Origin of the sequence: Sphingomonas alpina (assembly GCF_014490665.1) — a bacterium.
GTDB classification, from domain to species: domain Bacteria; phylum Pseudomonadota; class Alphaproteobacteria; order Sphingomonadales; family Sphingomonadaceae; genus Sphingomonas; species Sphingomonas alpina.
Genome location: NZ_CP061038.1, coordinates 3884858 through 3906284 on the forward strand (window position 1 = coordinate 3884858; position 21427 = coordinate 3906284).

Below are 21427 nucleotides of genomic sequence, written 5' to 3' on the forward strand. Positions count from 1 at the left end.
TGATCACGCCGCGCATGAAGCTGCGATTCGCGGACTATCCGGGCGGAATGAGTCCTGCAGCAAAAGCGATCCGCAATGCCTCGGACAATGTGCGCACACCCAGTTTCGTCATCAGATTGGCACGGTAAATTTCGACCGTTCGCGGGCTGATGTCGAGTTCATGCGCGATGACCTTGTTGGCCCGCCCCTCGATCAGCCCGGTCAGCACCTCCCGCTCGCGCGGCGACAGCACGGCGATCTTGGCCGCGGCCTGCTGCATATGCGCCGCGCCGGCACCGTCCTCGGTCAGCTTGGCAAACGCGACCTCGATCGCAGCGAGCAGTTTTTCGGCCTGATAGGGTTTTTCGATAAAGTCGATTGCGCCCCCCTTCATCGCTTGCACCGCAAGCCCCACATTCCCCTCGCCGGTGACGATGATCGCCGCGAACGCCTTGGCGGCCTGATCGCGGAGTGCCTGAAGCACATCGAGTCCGCTGGCCCCCGGCATGTGAAAATCGAGCAGCACAACACCTGGATCAAGATCGGGCACCCCTGCGAGAAACCGGTCGCCGCTGCGGAAATTGTGCACCACCAGATTGGCCTGCAGCGACAATAGAGTGTGAAGCGACGCGCGGACCGCGTCGTCATCGTCGACGAGATAGATTGTGCGTGTCATCCCTCCAACTCCTCCAGTTCCTCCAGCTCCTCCAATGCCGGCAGCGTGAAGCGGAATTCCGCACCGCCACCGATCCGGTCCGTCGCCACCAGCTTGCCGCCATGCGCTTCGACGATGCGCCGCGATATCGACAAGCCAATGCCCATGGCGGAGCCCGACTTGGTCGTCGCGAACCGCGCGTACAGTTCATCACCGACCGACTTGGGCAAGCCGCGGCCATTATCGCTGACCGAAAGCTCGTTCATGCCATCCGCCACCCGGCGCGAGGCGATGACAATCTCGCGTGCACCAGTCGGCTGTTCGCGCAGTGCGTCGACCGCATTGCGCAGGAGATTCACCATCACCTGTTGTACCTGGATACGGTCCGCGAAGACCATGTCGGCGGCAGGATCGAGGCGATAGCTCAGCTTGATTCCGAACTGGGCGGTGCCGAACAGGACGAGGTCTACTGCCTCACGAACCGTCTTGGTGAGCGATTCGGCACGCATTTCCGTCTCGCTCTTGGTGAGGAAGTCGCGCAATCTCCGGATGATTTCGCCCGACCGCAACGTCTGATCTTCGCCCATTTTGAGCAGGTGGGCGACTCGCGCACTGTCTTCGCCACGTTCGATCGACATGCGCGCCGACGCGAGAAAATTTGCGGTCGCGCTGAGCGGCTGGTTCAGTTCGTGCGCCAGATCTGCCGCGACTTCGCTCATCGCGCTTTGACGCGAGATATGGGCAAGTTCGGCGTTGAGCTCGCTCAGCCGTTGCTCCGTGGCGCGCCGGTCGGAGATATCGCGAATAACGCCGGTAAACATGCGTTCTCCGCCAAACCAGGCGGCGCCGACATTCAACTCGACCGGAAAGGTCGAACCATCCACGTGCCGGCCGGTCAGTTCGCGGGCGACCCCGCCCGCATGCCGCCGCCCCCGATCGGATGGAGGCGCGACCGACTGGCCCTGCACCGCCACGATCAACTCCGGGATCAGCCGTTTGACATCGCTGCCGATCGCCGCCTTGCTGTCGCAACCGAACATGCGCTCGGCCGCCGCGCTGAAGCTGCGAATCGTGCCGGCCATGTTGAAAACGATCGTCGCGCCCGGAACGATATCAATGATGGTTTGCAATTGCTGCGCCGCTTCGCGCTCATTGCGTTCAGTGACATCGATATTGGCCGCGACGACCGAGGCAAGCTGGCCGTTTTCCTGATAGATCAGCCGGGCAGTCCCCTCGATCGTGCGCATGGTGCCGTCTGGCTGTCTGAAGCGATACTGGAAGGTGATCCGTTCATCGTGATTGGCGGCCGCCCTCGCGACCGAGTCCATCACCCCCTTCGCATCCTCCGGTTCGACCCGCGCATCCCACTGCGCAAAACTGCCCAGACTGCCGGGTTCCAGGCCCAGCCGCTGCTCGGACCCGGATGACCATTCGAGTTGCCCGGTCAGGACATTCCAGTCGGATATGCCGAGCTGATAGGCCTCCGCAGCGATCGCGAAGCGCGTTTCACTGGCGCGCAGCGCTTCCTCGGCGCGAACGCGATCGGAAATGTCCAGCATCTTGACCACGAACATCGGTTCATGACCGGGGCGTTCAACGACTTGAGTGTATTGGAGCAATCGAATCCGCGCTCCGTCGCTGCACCGGACACTCACATCAAGTTCGCCGACCGAAGGCACCCGGGGAACCTCCTCCTCACTCCCTTCCGCGCTGCGCGGCTGCAGTAACGCCGTCTTGTTTCGGCCGATCGCCTCGGTGGCGGACCAGCCGCAAAGCTGTTCGCAGCCGCGCGACCAATGGACGATTTCACCATTGGGTCTGGTCAGAACGATCGCTGCGACATCCAGCGCGTCGGCGATCTCCTGTGACCTGGCCTGTTGACGCACGAGCCGGTCGACGGACAGCCGGACCAGCAATCCAACGACGCCGATATTGCAGAGAATGGCGATCATGTCCGTCGTGAGCGGCGATACGTGAAGCGTGGCCGGTACCCAGCGGGCCACGACCATCGGCAGGATCGGCAGCAGCACCACCAGCCCGACAAGGGGCCATCGGAGGCGGTTGCGCGCGCGAAAAGGATTCCAGCGCGTTCCCTGGCGCCAAAGCAGGAAGGCGGAGGCGAGCAATATGTTGGCGAGCGCCGCCGGAAAGGGCGAGATGAGTATCTGCGTGACGCTATCGCGCGCCGGAACGATTGCGAACAGCAGCACCATCGAGAACAGGCCGACGCACAGCGACGCGGCAGCGAGCAGATTGGCAAGCCCCGTACTGGTGTTGCCGCGATGCGCCGACAGCAGCAATGCCGTGCTGAGAAACGCGAATGCGACGATCGAATTCACCGCGGGCGGGTCCCGGAATCCAATGATCTGCATCAACCGGTCTATGGGCTGGCGCGCCTCGACGCCCGACAAGCCGCCAACGCCCTGTTCGACGAACGCGAGCAACGCGATCAGGAGAGGGACGCCAAGCAGCAACGGCGCCAGGCGGCGGTCACGCAGGGTTGCAGTGAATCCGGCGAAGAGGAACAAATACCCCAGTGCCGCCAGGGGCCACATCGGGTAGCCGGCAATGCCCGCCCCCTGAAGTACCGGCACATCGAACAACCATCCGGTAAACGCAATACCGCTGATAAGTCCCGCGGCCGTGACAAGGCCGAACACGATCCTCTGCTCTTCGACTGCGGCGTTCGTCCGACGCGCAGCGAGTTGCCGCTTCAAATCTTTGCTTTCCTTTCCGATAGCGCTTCATAGCGGAGTCGAACGCTAACGCTGCAAAGATTTAGAGGCGCGCAGGAATGACCATGGAAGTGCTATCTGGTCCGAATCGGTCCAATCCTGCGCAAATGGTCCCGGCGAACGCGATCATGGGGCCAGCAAGCTCACCCCATCGGTAGGCGCCGCACAACCTCACGCCTTGGCCGCCATTCCGTCAGCAAGTCGCTCAATCGCCAGTATAGCAGCGCGCCACCAATGCGCAGGGCATCCCCCGGCGGCATGCGGTGCCGACCGTCGCCCGATAGCGCCCCCTCGCCTGCCGGCGCGAATTGGGCGGCATGCGACCCGCGCACGACGCGAAAGCCGCTCGGCACGGCCTTCCACTCAGTTGCCGGCCGCCCCCCGACCGATCGGATCATGTCGCGGCTGCATCGCCGGCACTGGCTGAAGGCAAACCCCTGATTGAGCTGCGCGTCGAGCACCGGGGCGTGGTTTAACAGATGACAGAGCAGGGACATGGAGAACCTCGTTTCCTATATGAGCCATGAGATGATGGGTCGCGAGCGTGATGAGATCGGAGGGGCCTCGCTTGAGGACACAAACCAGATCCCAGATCTCGAAGCGTTGCCCAGTGGCGACAAGTAATACCGAGTGCCCGATATGACCGCGCTCGCGCATCAGCGCGGGCATCGCGATCATGCCATCCGGCGCGACCAGCGTGGATTCGACAAAGCCATAGGTGCGGCGCAGGCGATGAGCGTCCGACATGCCGCCGGCCTCGTCATCGACCGGGCGCTGCATCGCATAGCGGCGATCGAACGCAACAAGGCATTGTGCGTCCTCATGCAATCCGATGAAAAGCCTCTGATCCGGTGAGCGGAGTCGGATGGTTTCGCCGAAGCGAGGCGGCAGCAGGATGTGACCTCCGCCGGTCACGTCACACACAGCGCTGCCGAAAAAAGGTTCGTCCATTGGTATCCCCCGTTGCCGTCGTGGCAACATGGTTAACCGAGCTGCGTCGAGTCGCAGAATTCCGTTAATGTACAATCGTGATATTCCGGACCCGTTATACTACGTAGGTCACCTATCCATTGAATGGATCCGCCGACTATTGGAGAATAGTCTCGCGGAATCGGTAAGAGCGGCGATCGATATCTCGCATCTCGGGGGTCCGCGCGTAACTATACTGCCGCGCGTGCTTCCTCATGCGTCAGGCACCGCCTAGGCAGCTGGAGCGAGTGCAAGGCGCAATCCATGTCGCTCGAGCTCCGCCGATCGCCTCTGAGGCGCAGTCGAGTTACCGCCGTCCAGGTCGCAGTCCGAAAGCGAGGATGGCGCTTGCATCCGGATGGTCGGAGCGGGGTGCGATAACCGATCACACCCCGCTCTGTCGCCGGCCGCTCTCAGAACTTGAAGCGCACGCCAGCGGTATATTGCCGGCCGATCACGTCATAGAGTTGCCGTGCGGTCTGGAACTGATAGCCCGTGAAGGGCGGGTCGGTGTCCAGCGCATTGGCGATCACGCCGAACAGCGAAACCTTGCCGCCATTGGCGTTCTTGTAGAGCGCCACTTCGCCCGAGATATCGAGATAGACGCGGCCCTTCACACTGTCATAGTCAAACGTCACTCCCGGGTCGCGGGTCAGTACACCACCGCTGACGTACCGTCCGGTCAGGCTCAGCCGGTACGCATCAGTCGAATAGGTCGCGCTGCTTGTGACCTTCCAGCGCGCCGTGCCGCCGACGCCGTCGAGCAAGGGCTGGTCGGTGTTCCCGGCGAAGCGCGTGAGCTCACCGCTATCGCCGACAAGATCGAGCTTGTCGGTATAATTGACCAGCGCGTGCAGGTCGAACGATCCGCCGCCGACCCGCATCCGGTATGCCGCTTCGACATCGACGCCGCGGGTGGTGATCTGCTGGAAATTGACCGGTGCAATCAGGAGCACCGAGATGCGGCCATCGCTGCCTCTAGGCGCGAGCAGGCAGAAGGAGGTCTGGCCGGCATTGCAGCGGTCCACAATCGACTGAGCCCCAAGCGAACCGATCGCTCCCTTGATCTTGATATCGTAATAATCGATCGACAGGCTGAAACGCGGCAGGAACGAGGGCGTGAACACGATACCCGCCGTCAACGTATCGGCGCGCTCGGGCTTCAGGAACGGATTACCACCGGACACCGCGTTCACATTGTAGCGCTGGCCGATCGAGACATCGTTGATCGAGAAGATGAGGGTCTGACCGACCTGGAACAGTTCGTTGATATTGGGCGCGCGAATGTCGCGCGATCGCGTCACACGGAACCGCAGCGTGTTGTTGACTGCATAGTTCAGCCCGGCTTTCCAGGTTTCGACCGTGCCCGACGTACTATAGTCGGTGACGCGGCCGGCAATGTCGAGATCGATATTCTGCGCCCAGCTTTCATCCTTCGCCAGCGGCACGACCAGTTCGCCGAACGCTTCCTTGACCGTGATCCGGCCGGTGTAAGGCTGGGTATTGCCGACCCGGAAAGCGCGGGCGATCGACAGCGGATCCGAGGTGACGTCCACCGTCTGCTGCCGCCACTGCCCGCCGACCGCGAGTGAAACCGGCCCCGCCCAGGTCGAGAAGGGCTCGCCGCGGATCGCAAGATCCGCCGTCTGCTGCTTGATTTGCCAATCGCGCACCGAGGTTCCGGTGATGTAGTCGATCGCCTGCTGCGACGGCGACCCGACGCCGAAGAGATTGAGCGGGACGCAGCCATTGGTCGGATCGGTCTGGGTCGAGCGGCAGACGATGCCGCCGGTCACCGGATTCACCACCGCGTCGATCGCCAGCAGCCGCCTGGCGTTGATGACATTGCCCGTGAACAGCGTCCGGTTGTGTGTCCGGCCGTAGGAATAGGAAGCATCGAACGTCCATGACCCGCCAAGCTTGCCCCGCACGCCGCCGACCGCCTGCCAGGTTTCGGCCTTTTGCTCGATCTTGCCGATGCCATAGTCGAGATTGCCGCGGCCAAGAGTGAAGCTGTCGAGATTCTGCGCCACCATATCAGCACGCACCGAAGCCGGCAGAAACGCGTTGCTCCTGAGGATGGTAAAATTGTCGTAGCTCGGAATCGACGCCTCCGAGAAGGTCGATCGACCATAGTCGATGCTCGCATAGGCTGTGATGTCGTCGGCCAGGTCGAACCTCACCCCGCCATAGGCGCTGCGACGCTTCAACGGCGTTTCCAGCACATAGGGCGAGGCAAGCGGATCGCCGTCCCCGCCATTCATCGAATTGTCGGGGGTCACCAGCGTGCCGTATCGGAACGGCATGGTGGCACCGTTCGGTCCGAATGCGAGGCCGCTCAGCGGCCCGGAGAAGATCGCCCCGCCGGGTGCCGAATTGGACGTTCGCGCATCGTTGACATGCAGATACATCGGCGCGCCATTGGTGGCGGTATAGGCAGGGTTGAGAATCACGCCGCGGTTGCCGGCCCAGGCGCGCGAAGAGCCGTTCGCGATGCCACCATTCTCCGCCATTTCGCCGCCCAGCAGGATATGGCCCCTGCCACCTGCGAAACTCTTGCCGAAGGCGAGCGACGCCAGATAGTTGCGATGGTCGTTGTGATCGGTGATCCCGCCCTGAATGCTGCCGCGAATGCCCTCCAGCTTGTCGTCGAGCTTGAGGTTCACCACGCCGGCGACCGCATCCGACCCATAAGCCGCCGACGCACCGCCGGTCACCACATCCACGCCGCCGATCAGCGCCTGCGGAATCAGATTGGTGTTGACGACCCCCTCCGGCGTTGCCGGGACGTAGCGCTTGCCGTCGATCAGGGTCAGCGTGCGGAGATAGGTCAGGCCGCGAAGGTCGAGGAAATTGCCACCCGCCAGTTTGGAAAGATTGCCGACCGACGATGGCGTAACGCTCGGTTTCAACGCGGGAAGTTGATTCAGGGCATCGGCGAGATTGGAAGCCGAGACGCGGTTCAGATCCGCCGAATCGAGGCTGGTGACCGGGGTTGGAGAAACAAAGCCCGGCCGCGCCACCAATGTGCCGGTGACGATGATGTCCTCCGTCGTGGCGGCGTCATCCGGAACGTCCCCCGCAGTGGCAAGCGTTTCGGACGCAGTCTGCGCCAAGGCGTGCGGCGCCGAGACCAGCGCCAGGCCGGCGGTCGCGAAAAGCAGAGTCTTGAGGCGCTGGCGCGGCGCGATGAAAAGCCCGGTCGCACCTTTCGAGATCGCTCGGTCTAACATGGTTACCCCTTCCCATTATGATGGTCCTGCCCGGCATTCTTCTTACCGGACTCGTTCCGACAGGAATGCTCTGAGCCAGCATTCTTCTCCACAGGGAAATTTATGTCAAGAAATTGCAGTAATTTCTCTAATTAGGATTTTTATAGAAATTCTGAAAAACGAAACTGCCCAACAATCACGAGCGGTCATGCCGCGGGAAACGGGCTTGGCAGGAACCGGTCACTGCGCAATTAGAACCAGCACGCTCCAGCATTGGTCACAGCGGCTCCGCCTGCCAAAAACCGCGCCCTTGCCCGATTTGGCTACATGTGAGATCGATGCACAAGAATCCTGTGTGGGATAAAATATACCTAGGAGAAAATTGATGGGCGTGAACAGGCGGGATTTGCTCGGAATAGCGGTGATCGGTAGCGTGGCGGCGACCTTGCCCGCCAGGGCAAGCGGGGCAAAGACGTCCACGAAACCTGCTACACTTGCGATCCGCAACAAGGCTGGCCGCGACTATGGCGAAGCGCTGGAGCGGTTGCGTGACTATGCTGCCGCCGAACTCGATGCGATCGGCCTGCCCGGCATGACGATCAGCGTCGTCGATGCCGACGGTTTCACGGCTTCGCTCAGCGTCGGCTGGTCGGATGTCGACAAACGCTTGCCGGTGACGCCCGGTCAGCTTTTCCAGATCGGATCGATCAGCAAGTCGATCAGCGGGCTATGGCTGCATGCCGCGCAGGACAAGGGATTGATCGATCTTTCCGCGCCGGTTTCGCGCTATCTGGCCGGCGTGCCGCTGCCCGCCCAGACGATGACGGTGCAGCAATTGCTCAACCATGCCGGCGGCCTCGCGCATGATGCACCGGTCTTTCCGCGCACGCCCGACGGAAAACTGTGGACCGGCTTCAAGCCGGGCGCGCGAATGTCCTACAGCAATATCGGATACGCGATGCTTGGGCTGATCATCGGCAATGTTTCCGGAAAGCCGCATTTCCGGGCACTCGAAGACGATGTCCTGAAACCCTTGGGAATGACGGGCGCCACCGCGCATATCCGCACCGCCGATCGCGATCGTTATGCCATGGGCTATGTGCCGATCCGCGAGGATGGCGTGGCGATGAGCCGCGCCGCACTGATCCCCGGCCCATGGACCGAATCGGACAATGCGGCCGGTGCCGTCGCAGCGTCGGCCGACGGCATGGCGGGGTATCTACGTTATCTACTCGCGCTCGGCGCGGGCAAGGGCGGGCCGCTGATGTCCGATGCTGCGGCGAAGAAGATGCTCGCCGATGATATCACCAGCAGCGAATTTGGGTCCGATGCACGGTATGCCAGCGGTATTGCGACCGTGCAGATCGATGGCAAGCCTGCCCTGCACCATACCGGGGGTATGACGCTCTTTTCATCGGCTTTTCATGCCGATCCCGTCGCGGGCGTCGCCTGCTTCGCCAGCGTCAATGGGCGGCTGATCTCCTATCGACCGCGGTTGACCACGATCTACGCCATTCAGCTCATGCGCGCCGTCGTTGCGGGCACGGCGCTGCCGCCGCCGCCCGATCCGATCGGGTTCCGCCGCGTGCCGACGCCGGAACGCTATGCCGGCACTTTTGTCGGGCCCGAAGGCCGCTCGGTCACGCTGCGCGCCACTGGCGCCGGATTGGTGCTGGCGGACAAGAATGGGGAGGGCCGGATCGAGCTCTCCGGCAAGGATTCCCTGGCCACGGATCATCCGGGCTATGCGGCGCACCAGCTCGATTTCGAAGGCGCCAAGGCCGACCGCTTCTGGTGGGGCGACACATTGTTCGGCCGTGATGCGGCGCCGCCGCAGCCCATAGCCGTTGCAGCGCTCAAGCCCCTCGCCGGAGACTATAGCTCAAGCGACGGCACGTTCGTGGTCCTGGCACGCGGCGGCACGCTCGTTGCCGAGGGGGCGGGCGAATTTGTCCGGCGACCCGGCGGCTTCTGGTCTCCCAAGGAGGATGTCGGCGGTGTCACGCGAGTCTGGTTCGACGGGGCGGTGAACGGCGTTCCGTCGCGGCTGATCTTCTGCGGGATGGATTTCATACGGATCACCTGAAGAGGCGCCTGCTTCCGATGGAGCGCCGGGCGAATGGATGGAACCGGCTATTCGCCACCAACAGCGCGATCACAAAGGGTGATGAGCACGCTGTGATCGCACGGTCACAGCGTGCTCCATGCCTGATCCGGATCGGGATGCGCGCACTGCCGGGTCGCCCACCAAGCCCTCACCGAAGCCCCAGAATCTCCGCCAGGCTCGGCGCGTTTCCAACATCACGAATAGCCCAACCACGGCTCGCGACCGGAAACTGATCGGCGAACGACGGTTGGGACCGCGCAGCTGATCGACGTCGTGTTGCGCTTCACGACGACAGTCTTCGGCGAAAACCGGACATGGATCGGGCGACGCTATTCGAGCTCCCGCACCCAGATGTTGCGGAAGCTGATCGGCGCGCTCGGATCGCCATGATCCTGGAGCTTGATCGGGGCCGGACCGTGCGGCTTGTAGCTGGGCTGGCCGATATATTGCGTCGGCCCCTTGAGCACCGTGTGGTTTTGCACGAGCACGCCGTTGAGCATCGCGGTGACCATCGCCGGCCGGGTGACGCGGCCGGCGGCGTCAAAAATCGGCGCGGTCCAGGCAATGTCGTAGCTCTGCCATTCACCGGGCGGGCGCATCGGATTGGCGAGCGGCGCGAACTGTTTGTAGATGCTGCCGGCCTGGCCGTTGACGTAGGTACGGTTGCGATAGCTGTCGAGGATCTGCAATTCATACCCCGCATCGCCGTCGCCGGTCGAGGCGAGGAACACGCCGCTATTGCCACGCTTCTGGCCTTCCCCGGTGATGCCCACGGGAATGCGCCATTCGATATGCAGCTGATAGCTGCCAAAACTGCGCCGCGTCTGGATATTGCCGGAGCCCTTGGCGACCGTGACCACCCCGCCCTTGAGCACCCAGCGCGCCGACAAGCCATCTTTCACCGAGGCCCATTGGGAGAGGTCGCGGCCATCGAACAGCACGATCGCGTCGGACGGTGGCGGCGTAGGCGCATAGGCGCCGGGGGTCACGACCGGAGGTTCCGGCTTCCATACCTCGGTATCTTCCGGTCGGGGGCCGGGCTGGTCCTGGGCGGCCAGCAGCATCGCGGCGACGATCAGTATCTTCATAGCGTCCATCCTTGGCGGTAATCGCGTTCGAGGAATCGATTGGCATCAGTCACATCGATGATCCGCCCGGCGCGCCCGTCATAGCGGATCGGCTGACCGGCGCGCATCGCGACGACGCCCAGCAGCATCGTCTCGTTCAGCGGCACCGCCTCGGCAAAGGGCGACGAGATCGGCGCCTCGCCGCGGATCGCCGCGATCCAGTTCATCTCATGACCATCGCGCCCGCCGGCGACGCGCAGCAGGGTTTGCGGCACCGCAGCCGCCCGTTCCGCCACGCCCTCCCCGATCAGTACCGGCTTCTCGCCATATGTCTCGTGCATCAACATACCCTTGTCGCCGATATAGAGCACGCCGCCATCCGGGTTCATCGCGACGCCCGCCGGCAGGCCGGGCGGCGTTGGCGGCATCAATCCCCCGTCATACCAGGTGAGCCGCACCGGCCCGCCGGGCGCATCGCCGAATTCATAATAGGTGACACCGGCGAGCGGATAGCTGCCGAGTTCGGCGGGCGGGCGACCGTCCCATAAATCCGTGTCACCGCCCCAGATCGAATGGCGACTCTCGATCCGGGTCGGCAGCCCGGGCGACAAAGCCCAGAGCGGAAAATCGAGCAGATGCGCACCCATGTCACCTAGCGCACCCACGCCGAACGGCACCCAGCCGCGCCAGTTGAAATGCGTATAGTCCGGGTTGTAACCCCAGTTCACCGTCGCCGGACCGAGCCACACGTCCCAGTCGAGGCTGGCGGGCTTGGCCCTAGCCGCCGGCCGCGCAATGCCCTGCGGCCACATCGGCCGATTGGTCCAGGCATGGACCTCACGCACGCGTCCGATCGCGCCGCCGCGCACGATTTCCACCACGCGGCGGCCATCATGGCCCGAATGACCCTGATTGCCCATCTGGGTGATCAGCTTCGGATTGCGCCTGGCCAGTTCTCCAAGCAGCCGCCCCTCACCCACCGTATAGGTCAGTGGCTTTTGCACATAGACATGAAGGCCGCGTTCCATCGCCATTTTCGCGGCGACGGCATGATGGTGGTCGGGCGTCGCGATCAGCACCGCGTCGAGATCGCGCTGCTTGTCGAACATCCGGCGATAATCGGCGTAGCGCGTGGCGCGATCATAAGCCGCGCGAAGCGGCGCACGCTGCGGGATCGTCGCGCCCTGACGATCGATGAATGATTTGGCGACATGGTCGAAATCGGGATCGGCGGCAGCGACGATGTTCTGGCCGGTCAGCCGCATCATATTGGCAGCGCCCATGCCGCCCGCGCCGATCACGGCGAGGTTCACACGGTCGCTTGGCGCGGCGCGGCGCCGCCCGCTGGCAACACCCGGCATGGCCAGTGCCGCCGCGCCGCCCAGCCATGCGCGCCGGGTGATGCCGGCCGCCATCGCGTCGGTACCGGACACCGTCGGACCGGGCTCAGGCCCGGACATGCTTCCGATCATCGGTCGCTCCTTATCTTCCGGCGTCTGACCAGCCATGCTCGCCCGGGACTCACACGGCCTTTGTTCGCTTGACCGCATGATCGACCGCCCTGGCGGTCAGGGCCATGAAGGTCAGCGATGGGTTGATGCACGAGATGGAGGCCATCTGGGCGCCGTCGGTGACGTACAGATTGGTCGCATCATGCGCCTGGCTCCAGCGGTTCAGCACCGACGCATGCGGGTCGACCCCCATTCGCGCGCCGCCCATCTCGTGGATTGCGTCACCGGGCACATGCTCTTTCTCTTCGCTCGTGACGTTCTGCAAACCGGCTGCCTTGAGCATGGCTTCACCCTGAGCGCGGGCGTCGGCCATCATCTTCAACTCATTGTCGCGGAAGCGGACGTCGAATCGCGCCAAGGGTACGCCAAACCGATCGACCTTGTTCGGATGGAGCGAGACGCGGTTGTCCTTGTAGGGAAGGCATTCACCGAATGCGCCCATCTCGAATTTCCAGCCGCCATATTTGCGCATGCCATGCTTCATGGACGCGCCGAAGCCGACCGGCGGCGCGACTTCGCGCCTCGCGCCGCCCTGATAGCCATAGCCACGCTTGAAACCGACATCCTCGCCGTCGCCGAGGTTGCGAAAGCGCGGGATGTACACGCCGCCGGGCCGACGACCATATTCGATGAATTCTTCCATGCCCGGGATTTCGCCCTTGATGCCCACGCGAAAGATGTGATCCATCACGTAACGCCCGAGCGTTCCGCTGCGGTCGAAATAGCTGCGGTCGCTGCCCGCCGGCCGCGAGTTGAGCAGGATCTGCGTCGATGCCATTGCCGATGCGCAGAGGAATATGAGATTGGCCCTGACCGTCTCCGCCTGTCCGGTTTTCGCATCGACGAACCGGACGCCGGTCACCAGCTTGCGGGACGCGTCATATTCAAGATTGGTGACCACCGCGTCCGATCGCAGCGTCAGTCGGCCGGTTGCGCGCGCGGCGGGCAAGGTCACAGCCTGGGTCGAGAAATAGGCGCCGAACGAGCAGCCATTGCTGCACTGGTTGCGGAACTGGCATTTGGTGCGGTTCTGATCCGGCTTGTCCTCAGTCATGTTGGACAGTCGTGCATGGATCAGTTTGCGGCCGGGAAACTGCGCTTCGAGCCGCGGTTTGAGCCACTTCTCGGCCACGTTCATCGGCATCGGCGGCTGGAATTCACTATCGGGCAGATACGGCAAATTCTCGCGCGACCCCGACACACCGATATATTTCTCGACATAGCTATACCATGGCGCAAGGTCGTCATAACGGATCGGCCAGTCGCCATCGATCCCGTCGCGCTTGTTCGCCTCGAAGTCGGCAGGGCTCCAGCGGAAGCACCACCGTCCCCAAATGATCGATTTTCCTCCGACCGCCGCCGGACGAATCCAGTAGAATTTGTCGCCCTCGTCGGTCGCATAGGGATTCAGTCGGTCATTGTTGTAGAATGCCTGATTGCTGGGTGAGATATAACCGTGCTTGGCGATGAAATAATCGCTCTTGATGAGCGGTTTGGGCATGATGTTGCGCGCCGGCACTTCATAGGCCGGCGTACCGTCATAGCGATATCCCTCACCATGCTCGACCATGAAGCCGCGATCGAGCATGAGCACGCGCAGCCCCTTTTCAGTGAGCTCCTTCGCGGCGAAACCGCCGCTGACGCCCGATCCTATGACAATCGCGTCGAACCTGTTGGTCGAAGCCATGATCTTCCTTCCTGGGTGCCGGTTAAGAGCGCAGCTTGCGGAGCGTCGCGAAACTCGTGGTGATGTCGGGAATATAGGGCGCGGGCGCCTGGTCATTCTCGACGAAAAAGTGCCGCACGCCCGCGCCGCCGGGCAGCTTGAACAGCGCGGCGAAATCGATCGTGCCTTGCCCGACCGCGACCATGCTGCGGTCGGGACGCATGTCCTTGACGTGATACGAATACAGCCGCCCGGCGAGCTCCGTGATCAGCGAAGGCAGATCCTCCCCGGCGTGCGCAGCCCAATAGAGATCGAGCTCGAATTGCATCAGCGCCGGGTCCACGCCCGTTACGAGCCGTTCGTACAGGCTGACCCCGCCCGGCCTGGTCGTGAATTCGAAATCGTGATTGTGATAGGCGAAGCCGAGCCCCGCCTTCTGCAGCTGTGCGCCGATGCGGTTGATGTTGGGCAGTGCGACCTGCCACGCCGCTTCGTTGCGGTGTTCATCGCTCATGTACGGCAGGATGACGGTATCGGCGCCGAGCGTCTTCGCCATCGCCACGCTTTTCTCGAAACTGCCGAGCAGCAGGTCATAGCCGACATGGATCGACGGCGCCGTAAGGCCGAGCCGGTCCATCGTCTTGCGCAGCATGGCGTGGTCCATGGCGTCATATCCGCCACCGCCGAATTCGACTTCACGGTACCCTACCCGCGCGACTTTCTCGAGCGTACCGGCGGGATCCTTCGCGAAGATTTCGCGCACCGTGTAGAGTTGCAGGCCGATCTTCGCGAGCGGCGCGGCAAAGGCTTTGCCCATGGGCAGTGCGGCACAAGCGATCGCGCCGGCGCCGCCCGCGCCGGCAAGCAGGTCTCGACGACTGAACATCATGCGGAATACACCTTGTTGATCTGGGAGTAGAGGAATTCGCCATTATACTCGCCCGGAACGGGGAGATATTCCCGCTCCTGCGTCATGCCGATTTCAGACGTGTAATAGCCGGTAATGACGAGCTGCCGGAACGCTTCGAAAAACGCCTTGCCTCCGGGAATTTTGTCTTCCATCGCCAGCGTCAGCAAGGCGTCTTGCTGCGCAGCATCGGCAATGGCCGCCGACAGTTTATAATCCGTCAGGCTGCGCATTTCGATCGCGTCGAGCCCGGAGAGGATCGGAATGCGATCCTCCGGCTCCGCCCAGTCGGCGAGCAGCTTTTCGATATAGTCCGGCACCCCCGCGGCCAGCGCACCGGGCGTATCGGTGGTCGGGATCACACGCTCGCTCAGCACTGCCATCAGCGCGCGCTGGGCAGGGGCAAATATCTGCACTGACGCAGGCCCCTGACTGATCACCGGCACAGTCTCCGACGGCGCCAGCCCCGCGGCGCGGGCGATTGGCGCGAAAAGCTGAGCACCGAACATGCCGACAACGCCCGCAAGCGCGGTTCTGCGATCGATCATCTGTCTCCTCCCCGGTCAATTTCACGATAGGCGGCGATCAGGCGTTCCTCGCCGGCGCGGCCCTCGATCGAGTTACCGTGTTCCATGCCGATGACCCCGGCATAGCGCTTTGCCCGAAGCCATTTGACAATCGTGGCGTAGTTGACTTCACCGGTCGTCGGCTCCTTGCGCCCCGGATTGTCGCCGAACTGGATATAGGCGATTTCGGACCAGCAGGTGCCGAGCGTCGGGATCAAATTCCCGGACTGAATCTGCTCGTGATAGAGGTCGGATAGAATTTTGACGGCCGGACTGTTCACCCCGCGCGCTACAGCGAAGCCTTGCGCGATCGTCTGCATGAACACGCCGGGATGGTTGGTCCGGGTATTAAGCGGCTCCATCACCAGGGTCAGGCGATGTGGCGCGACGATGTCGCCTGCACGCCGCATGACATCAATGATTCGTGCCGTCTGGATGTCCAGCGGCAACCGTGCGTCGAGAAAGCCGGTGACCACCGTCATGTGCGTCGCATTGAGCCGCTTCGCGACGTCGATCGAGGCGCGGATATCGGTGAGGAACGCCTCGCGCTCACCCTCTTCGTTGCCGCCGAGCACCGGGCGCGACTGCGACCATTTGGGCATGCTCGCCACGAACACACCCATTACCATGCCGCGTTGCACGAGCGCCTTGGCCATCTGCGTCTGCTGCGCGACCGGCCGCGCCGCGGCTTCATTGTCTTCCCATGCCCGGAAACCCTGGTCAGCAGCAAAGGCGATCTGTTCGATCAGGCCGCCGCGACTGGCGAAGCTTCCCTCATGCGGCGCGAAACCCAGCGAGAAGGCTGCTGCATTCGACGGGCGCGCGACGGTCGCGTTTGCCCCGGCGAGCATCGTCGATGCGGCGCCGCCGACCAGCACGGTTCTGCGCGAGAGGGTCATGCCCGGCGCGCAATCACTTTGCGCCCTCCGCCTTCAGATAGACGATGATCGCCGTCCGCTTTGCGGCATCGGGCGTGCCGATCGGCATTTTGGTGCCGGGCACCTTCTTCATCGGTCCGGCAAGAAAATCGTTCAGCGTCGCCTCGTCCCATTTCAATTTCGACGCCTTGAGCGCCGGAGAATAGGCGAAGCCCGGCGTCGATGCCGCCGCCTTGCCGACAATGCCATAGAGATTGGGGCCAATGCCGTTCTTGCCCCCCTTCTGGACAGTATGGCACGCCTTGCACGCAGCGAACGCCGGTGGCGCGGTGCCGGGCGCCGTTTGCGCAGCAATCGGGCTGAGTGCCACACCAAGCGCCACACTCGCGACTGCCGCTATTCCCAGATATGCTCGATGCTTCATTCCATATCTCCAAGGCGCGACGAAGGGCTTCCTCACGACTAAATCCTGTATGATCAGTATCATATGGCTCACCCGGAGCCGCTTTTCGGTGCATCGACGGCGGTCCATTTCGCGTGCGACGCAGAATTCCTCACCACCGCTTCGACAAATGTCATGGTGCGCAGACCAGCCTCGACGCCCGGCATCCAGGCGCGACTTTCGGGCTCCGGCTCGCCGCGAATTGCTGCGGCAAAGGCTCGATAGATGTTGGCGAAAGCCTCGATATAGCCCTCGGGATGTCCGGCCGGCGTCCTGAACAACGCACTCGTGCCATGCAGCGTCCCCGGCCCGCCCGCCCGCACCAGCTCGGTCGGCCAATCGAGCCAGCGCAGTACGAGCGTGTTCGGCTCCATCTGCGCCCATTCGAGGCCGCCTTTCTCGCCATGGATCCGCAGCCTCAGCCCGTTTTCCTCGCCCGCCGCCACCTGTGTCGCCTTCAGCACCCCGCGTGCCCCGCCGTCGAAGCGCAGTAGCACGCTGACATCGTCGTCGAGCCGCCGGCCCGCGACATGCGTCGCCAGGTCGGCGCACACCGTCTGAACCCGCAAGCCCGACACATGCTCGGCCAACTGGAAAGCGTGGGTGCCGATATCGCCAAGGCATCCGCCCATCCCGGCCCGCGCCGGATCGGTGCGCCACTCGGCCTGTCGGTTGCCGCCGCTCTCGATCGGCTGGCTCAGCCAGCCTTGCAGATACTCAACCTGCACCAGCCGGATCGCGCCAAAATCGCCGCGCGCAACCCGCGCGCGCGCGTCCTCGATCAGTGGATAGCCGCTATAGGTAAAGGCAAGCGCGAACCGGCGTCCGCTCGCCGCGACCGCCGCAGCAATCGCTTCGGCCTCGGCAACATTCATCGCCATCGGCTTTTCGCAGATGACGTGGAAGCCCGCATTGAGCGCGGCGATCGCCATTGGCGCGTGCAGATGGTTGGGCGTGACGATCGTCACCGCATCGATGCGGCTGTCGGCCGGCAGCACCTGCTCCCGCGCGATCATCGTCTCGATCGACGGATAGACACGCGTCGGGTCGAGATCGAGCGCTTCGCCGGTCCGCATGTTGCGCCCGGCATCGGTGCTGAAGGCGCCGGCCACCAGCCGCCAGTCGCCATCCAGCGCTGCCGCCATGCGATGAACCGCGCCGATGAACGCACCTTCCCCGCCACCAACCATGCCGAGCCGAAGAGCGTGTCGAGCCATTGAATCTCCGATGCGTCTGGCCGGAGCCATGCAATTAAGGGTGTGGCGAAAGACCAAGCAGCGAACGGATCGCATCCCGTTCGATCCCGCTTGAGGCGAAGTCGTCGAACGGGTGATCCGTCAGATGAATGATGTGATCACGGATGAAGGGCGCGCCCTCTCGGGCGCCATCCTCGGCGCGTTTCAGCGCGCACTCCCATTCGAGCACCGCCCAGCCGTCATAACCATATTGCGCCATCTTGCTGAAGATCGAGATGAAATCGACCTGCCCGTCGCCCAGCGACCGGAAGCGCCCGGCGCGATCGATCCAATTGTCATAGCCGCCATACACCCCGGAGCGTCCGGTCGGATTGAACTCTGCATCCTTCACATGAAAGCAGGCGATCCGGTCGTGATAGCGGTCGATAAAGTCGAGATAATCCAGCTGCTGCAGCACATAATGCGATGGGTCGAACAGGATGCGAGCGCGCGGATGGTCGTTCACGCCAGCGAGGAAGCGCTCCCATGTCGCGCCATCGAACAAATCTTCACCCGGGTGCAATTCGAACGCGCAATCCACTCCGGCCTCGTCGAACGCGTCGAGGATCGGCGTCCAGCGTCGCGCGAGTTCAGCGAACGCTTCCTCGATCAAGCCGGCGGGTCGCTGCGGCCAGGGATAGACATAGGGCCAGGCCAACGCGCCGGAGAAGGTGGCATGGGCGCTCAGACCCAGATTGGAGCTCGCTTTGGCGGCAAGCTTGACCTGCTCGACTGCCCATTGCTGGCGTGCGGCGGGCTTGCCATGCAACTCGGCCGGTGCGAATCCATCGAACAGCACGTCATACGCCGGGTGCACGGCGACCAGTTGCCCCTGAAGATGCGTCGACAGCTCGGTCGGTTCGATGCCGAATTTGGCGAGCCCACCCCTCAGATCGTCGCAATAGCCCTTGCTCTCGGCCGCCAGGCGCAGGTCGATCAACCGCGGATCGCACGGAATCTGGACTCCGACATAGCCGAGACCGGCCGCCCATTCCGCCAGGCCCGCGAGCGTATCGAACGGCGCCGCGTCGCCGAGGAACTGCGCGAGAAAGATCCCCGGCCCCTTCATCCCCGTCATGCCGGCGCCCCCGTCTTGTTGTCTACGCGGAAGGTGAACTGGAACAGGATCGCGATCAGCGCCGCGGCGATCGCCGGATACCACCACATGCCGTGCCAGTCGGCGATGCTCGGCGATGCGGGCAGCTGAGCATAGAGAAGTGCGCCGATCTGCGAGCCGAGCAACATGCCGACGCCATAGGTGAATAGCGTCAACATGCCCTGTGCCTGCGCGTTCACGCCCTTTGGCGACGCGATCGTGCCGGTATAGATCGCGCCCGCCACGAAGAAGAAGTCATAGCACACGCCGTGCAGCGCCACGCCGGAGTAGATCGCCCAGAGCGACGATCCGCCGTCGCCGATCGCGAACAGCGCGTAGCGCAGCGCCCAGGCGATCATGCCAACCAGCAGCAGCGGCTTCACGCCGAAGCGCCGATATAGCCATGGCATCGAGAACATGAAGAGCAGTTCGGACATTTGCCCGATGGCAAGCGTCCCGCCGACATTCTGGATGCCGACCGACCCGACATAGGCCGAGGCATAGGCATAATACATTGCGAGCGGGATCGAGATGAGCGTCGCACACAGGATGAAGACCAGGAACGAGCGCTGCCGCATCAGGCCGAACGCATCGACGCAGAGAATCTGCTTGATCAGCCCCCCTTCAGGCGGTGTGTCCGGCGCCACCTTCGGCAGCGTGAAGCTGTAGAGCCCGAGTACGATCGACACGACCGCTGCGACCTGGAAAATCTGCGGGCTGGCGGACAGGCCGGCCCAGCCGATGATCAGCCCGGCAGCGATCCAGCCCAGCGTACCGAACGCGCGCACGAACGGAAAGCGATCAACGCGGTCATCCAGGCTCTTGAGTGCGATCGTGTTGGCGAGGCCGACGGTCGGCATGTAGAGGATCATGTAGCCGAGCAGCAGCCAGACGAAGGTATCACCGTGCTCCGGCGTCACCAGGGACGGCAGGAAGAACAAGATCACGCCACCGATCAGGTGAAGGATCACCATCAGCATGCGTGGACTGAGATACCGCGCCGCCGCCATGCCAAGCAGGAACGATCCCGCGATCGATGCGATCGGACCAACCGAAAAGGCGTTGCCGATCAGGCTGCCGATGCCGACGGTCTGCATGACGAGGCCAAGCGTGACGTTCCATGCGCCCCACACGAAGAACTGCATGAACATGAGCGCGCTCAGCCGCCCGGTCAGCATCGCCGACACCGGCTGTGCGACAGCCCCCGAAACGCCCGTACCGGCGGTGCTCATGCGTACGCCCCTCCACTGTGCAGCTTTGCTGCTTCCAACGTTTGAGTATGTCAGCCAAACGTCTATGTAAAGGATTACATCGCTTTACTGTCGACAGCATGACCGACAAGCTACATGTAGCGGCAATGCCGACCATCATTGAGGTCGCCGCACTTGCCGGCGTATCCACAGCCACGGTTTCCCGGGCCCTGAGTCATCCCGACCGGGTGTCGAAGGAGACCCGGGCGCGGGTCCTCGAAGTCGTCCATGCGCTGGATTACAAACCCAATGTGGCGGCGCGGTCGCTGCGTACTTTGCGCGCGGCCAAGATCCTGGTCACGGTCCCCGACATCTCCAACCCATTTTTCGCGAGCGTGATCCGCGGTGCCGAGGAGGCCGCACGGGATGCGGGCTATGCGGTCGTCCTAGGCGACACACGCCATGATCCCGTCATCGAGGATCAATATGCCGATATGCTTTCGCGTCGGGAGGTCGATGGGCTGATCTTTCTCGGGCACCGCATACCGAAAAGCCTTCGCGCTCTCGTCCTGAGCCAAGGCGCACGCGCACCCATTGTGAACGGATGCGAATACAGCCCCGATATCGGCGTACCGAGCGTCCATATCGACAACGCCGCGGCAGGCTTTGATGCGATCACCCACCTTATCGACCTGGGGCATGGGGAGATCGGCGCGATCACCGGGCCACTGATCAGTCCGATCAGCCGCGATCGCCTGTCCGGCGCACTGAACGCGGCGGAGCAGCACGGATTTCGCGACCGATTGATGGTGAGAACCGGCGACTATTCAGCTCAGTCCGGTTATGATCAGGCCACCGATCTGCTCGCGGCCGGCGTGACGGCGCTGTTCTGTTTCAGCGACGAAATGGCCTTGGGTGCGATCAGCGCCGTGCGGGACGCCGGCCTCTCCTGTCCGGGCGATGTGTCGATCGTCGGATTCGACGATCTGCCTCTTGCGCGTTTCTTTCAGCCCGCACTGACAACCATCGCACAGCCCAAGGAAATGATCGGTCGCGGTACGGTCGAAATGCTCGTCGGGATTCTCTCCGGATCAGAGAGCCCCGCCGACCAGATCACCTTGTCTCACCAGCTCATCGTCCGAAACAGCACGCAAGCACGGCACTGACAGCCTGCGCGGTCCATATCGACAGGGCCGCCCGCGAGCTGAAAAC

The 21427-nt window shown here is 63.1% G+C and carries 16 protein-coding genes; 2 read left to right on the top strand and 14 right to left on the bottom strand.

Translation table 11 applies throughout. The features are described 5' to 3' along the window. Positions 1-34: 34 nt before the first annotated feature. From H3Z74_RS18065 to H3Z74_RS18080, 4 genes are all read right to left on the bottom strand, one after another. Positions 35-655, bottom strand: a complete 621-nt coding sequence (locus H3Z74_RS18065) for a response regulator transcription factor (protein WP_187760960.1) — start codon at positions 653-655, stop codon at positions 35-37. Beyond that, positions 652-3351 carry a PAS domain-containing sensor histidine kinase gene (locus H3Z74_RS18070; RefSeq protein WP_187760961.1) on the bottom strand — a complete coding sequence of 900 codons (2700 nt, stop codon included), beginning with the start codon at positions 3349-3351 and terminating at the stop codon, positions 652-654. The genes H3Z74_RS18065 and H3Z74_RS18070 overlap by 4 nt, the downstream gene beginning before the upstream one ends. Before the next feature lie 381 nt (positions 3352-3732). After that, a complete protein-coding gene (locus tag H3Z74_RS18075) occupies positions 3733-4320 on the bottom strand; it encodes a division/cell wall cluster transcriptional repressor MraZ (protein WP_187760962.1) in 588 nt (195 codons plus the stop codon). Positions 4321-4751: 431 nt separating this feature from the next. Beyond that, positions 4752-7571, bottom strand: coding sequence for a TonB-dependent receptor domain-containing protein (locus H3Z74_RS18080; protein ID WP_187760963.1), 2820 nt, complete (start codon positions 7569-7571; stop codon positions 4752-4754). A gap of 364 nt (positions 7572-7935) precedes the next feature. Between H3Z74_RS18080 and H3Z74_RS18085 the strand changes: the two genes are divergently transcribed. Beyond that, the gene (locus H3Z74_RS18085) at positions 7936-9636 is read left to right on the top strand and encodes a serine hydrolase domain-containing protein (protein ID WP_187760964.1); all 1701 of its coding nucleotides are present in this window, start codon (positions 7936-7938) and stop codon (positions 9634-9636) included. Between the two features lie 350 nt (positions 9637-9986). Here H3Z74_RS18085 and H3Z74_RS18090 read toward each other — a convergent pair whose 3' ends face one another. The 10 genes from H3Z74_RS18090 to H3Z74_RS18135 all read right to left on the bottom strand — a co-directional run bounded on the left by H3Z74_RS18090 (position 9987) and on the right by H3Z74_RS18135 (position 20257). Beyond that, on the bottom strand, positions 9987-10745 hold the full coding sequence (locus H3Z74_RS18090; protein ID WP_229726654.1) for a 3-keto-disaccharide hydrolase: 759 nt from the start codon (positions 10743-10745) through the stop codon (positions 9987-9989). Continuing rightward, positions 10742-12196: a Gfo/Idh/MocA family protein gene (locus tag H3Z74_RS18095; protein ID WP_187760966.1), complete on the bottom strand. Its 1455-nt coding sequence runs from the start codon at positions 12194-12196 to the stop codon at positions 10742-10744. The genes H3Z74_RS18090 and H3Z74_RS18095 overlap by 4 nt, the downstream gene beginning before the upstream one ends. A 49-nt stretch (positions 12197-12245) precedes the next feature. Next, positions 12246-13922 carry a GMC oxidoreductase gene (locus tag H3Z74_RS18100; protein WP_187760967.1) on the bottom strand — a complete coding sequence of 559 codons (1677 nt, stop codon included), beginning with the start codon at positions 13920-13922 and terminating at the stop codon, positions 12246-12248. Positions 13923-13944: 22 nt separating this feature from the next. Then, complete coding sequence (locus H3Z74_RS18105) at positions 13945-14787, bottom strand: sugar phosphate isomerase/epimerase family protein (protein ID WP_229726655.1); 843 nt, start codon at positions 14785-14787, stop codon at positions 13945-13947. Next, entirely contained in the window at positions 14787-15356 is a 570-nt protein-coding gene (locus tag H3Z74_RS18110; protein WP_187760969.1) for a gluconate 2-dehydrogenase subunit 3 family protein, read from the bottom strand. Before H3Z74_RS18110 ends, H3Z74_RS18105 begins: the two co-directional genes overlap by 1 nt. Continuing rightward, the gene (locus tag H3Z74_RS18115) at positions 15353-16273 is read right to left on the bottom strand and encodes a hydroxypyruvate isomerase family protein (RefSeq protein WP_187760970.1); all 921 of its coding nucleotides are present in this window, start codon (positions 16271-16273) and stop codon (positions 15353-15355) included. The genes H3Z74_RS18110 and H3Z74_RS18115 overlap by 4 nt, the downstream gene beginning before the upstream one ends. A 13-nt stretch (positions 16274-16286) precedes the next feature. Then, entirely contained in the window at positions 16287-16676 is a 390-nt protein-coding gene (locus tag H3Z74_RS18120; RefSeq protein WP_187760971.1) for a c-type cytochrome, read from the bottom strand. Between the two features lie 68 nt (positions 16677-16744). Further along, a complete protein-coding gene (locus tag H3Z74_RS18125; RefSeq protein ID WP_187760972.1) occupies positions 16745-17911 on the bottom strand; it encodes a Gfo/Idh/MocA family protein in 1167 nt (388 codons plus the stop codon). A 34-nt stretch (positions 17912-17945) separates the two neighbouring features. Further along, positions 17946-19007, bottom strand: coding sequence for a sugar phosphate isomerase/epimerase family protein (locus H3Z74_RS18130; RefSeq protein WP_187760973.1), 1062 nt, complete (start codon positions 19005-19007; stop codon positions 17946-17948). Further along, positions 19004-20257: an MFS transporter gene (locus tag H3Z74_RS18135; protein WP_187760974.1), complete on the bottom strand. Its 1254-nt coding sequence runs from the start codon at positions 20255-20257 to the stop codon at positions 19004-19006. Before H3Z74_RS18135 ends, H3Z74_RS18130 begins: the two co-directional genes overlap by 4 nt. 125 nt (positions 20258-20382) lie before the next feature. Between H3Z74_RS18135 and H3Z74_RS18140 the strand changes: the two genes are divergently transcribed. Continuing rightward, a complete protein-coding gene (locus tag H3Z74_RS18140) occupies positions 20383-21381 on the top strand; it encodes a LacI family DNA-binding transcriptional regulator (RefSeq protein WP_187760975.1) in 999 nt (332 codons plus the stop codon). The last annotated feature ends 46 nt before the right edge of the window (positions 21382-21427 follow it).